This is a genomic window from Paenibacillus naphthalenovorans (assembly GCF_900099895.1).
Taxonomy (GTDB): domain Bacteria; phylum Bacillota; class Bacilli; order Paenibacillales; family NBRC-103111; genus Paenibacillus_G; species Paenibacillus_G naphthalenovorans.
This window is the reverse complement of the sequence record NZ_FNDY01000065.1, coordinates 1-6,710: the sequence shown is the minus strand read 5'-3', so window position 1 is coordinate 6,710 and position 6,710 is coordinate 1. Positions and strand designations below refer to the sequence as shown.

General features: G+C 39.1%; 4 protein-coding genes. All 4 read right to left on the bottom strand.

Going from position 1 to position 6,710, the window contains the following annotated elements:
- Window positions 1–68: 68 nt before the first annotated feature.
- The gene (locus BLT35_RS25805; protein WP_074730208.1) at window positions 69–1,031 is read right to left on the bottom strand and encodes an ATP-binding protein; all 963 of its coding nucleotides are present in this window, start codon (window positions 1,029–1,031) and stop codon (window positions 69–71) included.
- On the bottom strand, window positions 1,028–2,095 hold the full coding sequence (locus tag BLT35_RS25800) for an SIR2 family protein (RefSeq protein WP_074730207.1): 1,068 nt from the start codon (window positions 2,093–2,095) through the stop codon (window positions 1,028–1,030). Before BLT35_RS25800 ends, BLT35_RS25805 begins: the two co-directional genes overlap by 4 nt.
- A 110-nt stretch (window positions 2,096–2,205) precedes the next feature.
- A complete protein-coding gene (locus BLT35_RS25795) occupies window positions 2,206–4,917 on the bottom strand; it encodes a DEAD/DEAH box helicase family protein (RefSeq protein WP_074730206.1) in 2,712 nt (903 codons plus the stop codon).
- A complete protein-coding gene (locus tag BLT35_RS25790; protein ID WP_074730205.1) occupies window positions 4,914–6,554 on the bottom strand; it encodes a site-specific DNA-methyltransferase in 1,641 nt (546 codons plus the stop codon). The genes BLT35_RS25795 and BLT35_RS25790 overlap by 4 nt, the downstream gene beginning before the upstream one ends.
- Window positions 6,555–6,710: the final 156 nt, after the last annotated feature.

The following is a 6,710-nucleotide window of genomic DNA, read 5'->3' as shown; positions in this document are numbered from 1 at the left end:
CAAGTGGTTTTTCGTCCTAATTTCGAGAAATTAGTGACATTTGTGCAGCAAAAACCACCGTTTACCAGTTAATGACACGAACTGCATAGATCATATCTATTATTTGCTCCTGGAACTATCTGGGTATCTAAAGCAGTCAGCTCAGATATTAGATTTTCAAAGCTAAAAAAAACTGGTGTATCGACAGTTACTTTGGGAAGGTCTAACCCCTCTTCAAGTACAGACCTCTCCTTCTCCTTTTGTAGAAGCTCTCTAAATTTAGCAATTTGGTTTGGTGCGGAATTTTCAGCTCTATCCACACATAAGCCCATCAATTCCTCAAAATTCATCAGCCAATATGGAAGCTCAATATCATTAGCACTAATATATTCTACATCATTTCCAAATGCTCCATTATATTCCCCATGTAAATCTAGAAGTAACATTGTTGAATTTGGAAGGGAAGAAATCTTTTGTAGGATTGAAGCTACAGTCCATGACTTTCCACCTCCTGTTTGCCCCAATAAGGCAGTATGTCTGCCGAGAAAAGTATCTAGATTTATGAATGCCCGTTGCTCTGGAAGAATAGATAAATTACCTATGCTAAAATCGCCCTCGGTAAAAGACCTATATACTTCACTGATGGTTTCTGGCAATACGGCATATACTTCAGAGTTTACAGTTGGAAACACATCAGAACCACGTTCGAATTGATGTTGGCTATTAAACTTACCTACTGGAATTACCGACAATAATCTTTTTACTTCAATTAGAGGAACACCCGATGAAGGTTTATTTTCAAGTATTGGAGTCTCTTGCATTTTAATTCCTGTTACGACCCCTAACATACTCCCTGATGGTAATTGAATTTCTAAGAAACTACCCGGTTGTCCGATGAGCATCGGAAAAGGACCTTCATCTGTCGTAATTGTTACTTTCATCGATTCCGGGACACCTACACTATTTCCTTCATCATCAATATAGTGATTATAAAGAGAAACCGTTATCATTCCATCCTCAATTCCAACTACCTTGCCTACAATATATCTCACAAATTTACCCTCCTAAAAGCTGGTGCGCCTGCAATTGAAAAAAGATATTGGACGAACTGTTGAAAATCCCACAAGTTCGTATTTTCTTCAGTTCCAATCTGAAAACCCTTAAATTCTTTAAAAGGAGTTAATCCGTGCGTATCCTGTTTCATTAAGGCATTCAAAACAATTCGGTTTTCACGTAGCTTTGGTAGCAATAATCCCTCATTAATATGAATATCACCGAAACTATAGCCCAATGTGGTTAAATATTTACATTCCGGACCACCTATTACTTCATTAGCAACTCTCCACAATGAATCAAACGGAGGATCTAGTATATCCATAACCTTTCTTTTCCTAGGATGAACCATAGTACGAGTAAGTTTATCAGAAAAATCTATGTGCTCACCTGCTGAATAAATTTTTTGACTGTCACTCCACCAATTTACAGACCCATGTAACTTTAACAGCTTTATGTACGGTGTTCTAATTTGATTAAAAACTGTTCTGGACCTTCCCTGATTAATGTATGTACCAAACTTCCAATTAAGAGAAGAGACATCAAAATATCTCAATGTACTTCCCAAAAAACCATCTAAGACGGGTATTCCCGCAATAGAAGCTGCGTGCTCAATAAGCAGATCATAATTTGTAGTAAAAATCCATATCGGACATTGCCTACCAGCAAATATTGTTTTTATTGCGATAAACATTTTTATATGATTTTCAAGAATTGGTTTTCTTATCTCTAATATCACCTTAATAATATTCTCTCTAATTGATTGTGCAATTTCTGTCAAAGTTCTCTTTTCCTCATTTTGATTTAACATTGCTATGCGGTTTTCAATTAAATCCGTTATTACTTCTATATTAGGGCTTCCTTTTTTTAAATTTACCATAATCCCCATTTCACGATTTACCAATTCTAATATGAAATTCACTTTCTCATCAGGCATGAGATCAAATACTTTTTTTGTTAATCCATCCATTAGTGGATATCCCGCTTGATAAGAAGCCCCCGCACCAAGAAATAAACCAAACCCTTCTTCTTGTAAGTATAGCTTACCAACATCAAAAGCCATGCAATATTCTCCTAACCCAACCATGTTTATCCATGATTTTCTAGTCAGGAAAATATTCGACATGGCTTTTGTTCTTTCCTTCTAAATTTACCCTTCTCGACAAAATAAATTTAGGGTAATTGAATATAACGTGCTTTCAATCCTTCAATGGTCATGTTTTCTTGCACATCATTATCCGGAACAAGCAAATAAAACCACGGTTTCCCTTGATGCTGAATCTCATGCGCGGTAGCGTGTTCACACCATTTCAAGACGGCTCTTGCCTTATCCTGAACAACTTGGCTATCTATTTCCGATTCCCTTTTTATTTCAACAATATATTTCTCCGTCTTTGTTTCCACGACAAAATCAGGATAATACGTTGAATTATGCCCGTAATAAATCTTGATATGGTTTTGATTCATCGAAGGCTTGAACCATTTTTCTACAGCCGGATCATTTTCGCAAATGACGGCAAACCGCCGCTCACTGTCGGAATCGAATTTCTGTTCCTTGTAAAGGCATTTCAGAAAACCGCCAAAAACCATGTTTCTTATCCGCGATCTGTCTTGAACCGGTTCACGGAATGAACGTACTCCTTCACCCAAAGCCGAAGTATAATAAGCATTTTTTAACGTCTCAAACCCCTTGGGAATGGTTACTTCATAACCAGTCGCTTGTTGATAATAGTGCTGCTTCATCTGGGCATGGATTAATTCCGCAAGGCGGGTGCGATTATACAACAGAACATTTCTTACTTTATGATCATCGTTTAAATAACTCTGCAAATGTTGAAGCAGCTGACCAGCCAATTTATACAAAAGTTCGGAGTGATCGTCATATGAAACGTCCGGAAAATCCATTAAAGCCGATACCACGTAATCTTCAAGCCGTTCTTCTTCATACTCTAATTCATTTCTTTTCAAATACTCACGTTCATGTGTCCGCAAATGTTGGATAAGGATATGATCTTCCACTGGCTGCAAATGAATCCCGCTCACATCCAAATCAAAGTCATGGTAACCCCATGAAATCTCGCCTACAGGTTGAACAATGATCCTTGGGATATCGATGGTATGCTGAATTGTTTTTTCCACATAGATATCCACAATTTTTTCCACAAGTTCTTTACGTTGTTCTGGAAACAAATCCAATTCATGAGGGATATATTCCGCTTGCACTTCCCTGACCAATTGCTTTTTCACTTCCGGTGTACTCAACTGTTTGGAACTGGACAAATATTCAAAGTTTTTCATTTTTGACTGTACCAATTCCATCACTTGTTGAATATTCGATTGCACAACCGGAATGGCTTCTTCATGCTGCTTTTTCCCTGTTTTTTCGATCACTTCCTGAACCAATTGTTCCTCAATCGTTTTGTTTACCATTTCTTCAACAATTGGAGTAGCGGTAACCTGTTGCTTTTGTTCTTTGGCAACATCTCTTCCAATAATAACGCCGCTGCGAATAATGGAATTCGGATTATTCGCTTCGTCGATGATTTCCTGAAATTTATCGTGAGCAATAATAGTCAAACGGTCAACCGCTTTCACACCAGTTCGTTTTCCGTAAGGCAAACGCAATCCTCTGCCAATGGATTGTTCAACCAAGGTTCTCGAATTCGCGGCACGCAGCGGAATAATCGTATATAAATTGGTGACATCCCAGCCTTCTTTTAACATATTGACGTGAATCACAATTTCCGTTTCAGACCTTGGATCTTCGACAGCCATCAGCTGTTGGATCGTTTCGTCTTTTTCCTCACCGCGTTGATTGGAATGGACGGTGATCACTTTATTTTTATATCTGCCCTCGAAAAACGAATCAGATTGAATCGTTTGTAGCAATTGAGATGCATGGTTGGTATCTTGAGCCACAATCAGTACAAACGGTTTTACGATAGGCAGATGATTTTGCCTGGCGTAGACTTCCAGTTCCACTTTGGTCTCTTCATGGACTTTGATCCCATCTTCCAACTTAATCCGTTCCAGTTCCTCTTCGGAAAAATCGGCTGCATTAAAATTTTGACGTGTAGCAACGGCAGGCTCCTTAACAAATCCATCCTCCATCGCCTTATGTAATGGATAACTGTAAATCACATTTTTAAACGGAATAGATCTCGAACCGCTTTCTACCTGCGGAGTAGCCGTTAATTCCAGCCCAAGAACCGGATTCAATTCATTCAATACCCGAATGCCCGCGGAAGCGCGATAGCGATGGGATTCATCCATCAGCAATACCAAATCCGGCAGGAAGGAAAGATAATCAAAATAGCTTTGTCCGATATATTCCCTGAGCCTCTTGATGCGCGGCGCATTGCCGCCGCGTACTTCGGTGTTGATCTTGGAAATATTAAAGATATTGATATGAATTTCCGTTTCACCGAACAAACTTTGTTTTCTTACACCGATGCCTTCTTCATAATTGTCTCCTGTGATAATCACCGGTTGGTTGGCGGCAAATTCCGCAATTCCTTTGAATACATATTTGGGTGTATTCGGTGTAAAATCCTGAATCAATTTATTGTATATCGTCAGGTTGGGAGCAAGAACGAAAAAGTTCTTCATTCCCTTGGCAATGTATAAATAAGAGATAAATGCTCCCATTAACCGCGTTTTTCCCACTCCTGTCGCCAACGCAAAACAGAGAGAAGGAAATTCGCGTTCAAAATCGGTCACGGAAGGAAATAAGGCTTTGATTTTTTCTAATTGTTCCTTGAGGGAGTCGGTCGTATGCTTCCCTAACTCAATCACATCGAGAACATCAGCCAATATTTCAAGGGATTCCTTCTGCGGCTGACGCAAACTTAATCTTGCGGAAATGTTGTTGACATGCCGGTTCATTGTCCGTCTTCCTCCCCAAACAGTTCGATCTGCTCTACCGTTTCTTTAGGCGGTAACTGAGAGATTGATAAACTATAGTCGTCCCTTCCAAATTCGCATTTTTTCAATACAGCCTGCGGAATTTTTACAAATGTGATATTCGGGTAATCATCCGGATTGACTGTATAAGCTTTGCAGCAGATCAGCAAAGTCTCGCCATCCGCCATCTGTGTCTGAATCTGATCCGCAATTTCCCGAGTGACTAACTGAGTGGTTGTATAGATATAATCCCTTTCAGTTGACTTCCCTTGTTTCCAGTAGACTTGTTCATCAGGGCAATATGTAAAACCCATATGCTTGCACATCGCTTCCGCCAACATGGCAGCATTGTATTGCTTGCTGATAACCCAATTGCCGAATTTGTCTTTTTCGAGCAAGCTTGGAGCAAGACGGTAATAGCGGAAACCGCCTCCGCCTTTCCAGTTGACCATTTTGCTGATTCCGCCCTGATCCGTACCGTCTATAACCTTTTTCATCCGAGGAATAATATGGGTATGACAATGTTCACCTAATTCGATCATTATCCAACGGCGACCTATTTTATGGGCAACCGCACCAGTTGTTCCTGATCCAGCGAAGGAATCCAAAACGATATCGTTAGGGTCTGTACTTAACTCAATTATTCGTTTTAATAATCTTTCTGGTTTAGGTGTGTCAAACACAACGTCTTTATTAAACATTTTTACCTCTAATTTTGCTTCGTGGTTGTGCCCAACTTCTTCTTGAAACCAAATGGTAGATGGTGGACGCATAGGATTGTCATGCAAATATTGTTTTACATAAATCTCCCAACGCCCGTCTTTTTTTACAAATTCTAATTCAGAGTACCTTTCTTTAACATTTTCTTCTTTCCATCTCCAACGTCCCTCTGTTCCATCAGGTTTGATAGGGAAAATTAAACTACCATCGGGAGCTTGAATTGGATACCACATTGACGGTCGATCTGTTCGTAAAGACTCAGACCCCTCTTTCCGTAAAGAACGCCGTCGATAATACTTTTTTGCTACTTCATCGTAAAAATTAAATTGTTGTTGATTTTGTTCTTTTGGCAATTGCTTTACTTTAAATGCTTCCGATTTTCTATAAACAAGTATATGGTCATGACTATTACTAAATCCTTTAGCATCCATTCTCTCACTGTATACTTTTTGCCATATACAATGTGCCACAAAATTATTTCTTCCAAAAACTTCATCACACAAGACCTTTAAGTAATGTACCTCGTTATCATCAATTGTAATCCAGATGGAACCATCATTTTTAAGTAAAGTTCTTAGTAATACGAGCCTGTCACGCATCATCGACAACCAAATTGAATGTTCTAGACCATCATCATAATGAGAAAATGCACTACCCGTATTGTAAGGAGGATCAATAAAGATACACTTAATCTTCCCAGTAAACTCCTGCTCCAATGCCTTTAAGGCAAGCAAATTATCACCAAAAATGAGCCGATTATCAAAAATATCGTTCTCACTCACGCGAAATGGAGCATGATACGATAATTCCGGATCTTCTATGAGAATTCTAGGTTCAAGACGAGGTTCCTGATCCTTTCCTATCCAAGTAAGCTCTAACTTTGTTCTTCCACTCATCATTTACACCCCTGCTAAATTATTCTCCACTTTATCGTAAACAAGTGTTTGCGGTTTACCTTTTCGGTATTTGTCAAGATAGTTGTCGCGATTTAATAAAATTAAGTTAGCTATCATTGCGTCTTCTGCACAGCTTGAATAAGCGTCGCTTTTTCCGGA

Coding starts and splice junctions, on each gene's coding strand:
- BLT35_RS25790 (WP_074730205.1), bottom strand. CDS start 6,554: ATGATGAGTGGAAGAACAAAGTTAGAGCTTACTTGGATAGGAAAGGAT.
- BLT35_RS25795 (WP_074730206.1), bottom strand. CDS start 4,917: ATGAACCGGCATGTCAACAACATTTCCGCAAGATTAAGTTTGCGTCAG.
- BLT35_RS25800 (WP_074730207.1), bottom strand. CDS start 2,095: ATGGCTTTTGATGTTGGTAAGCTATACTTACAAGAAGAAGGGTTTGGT.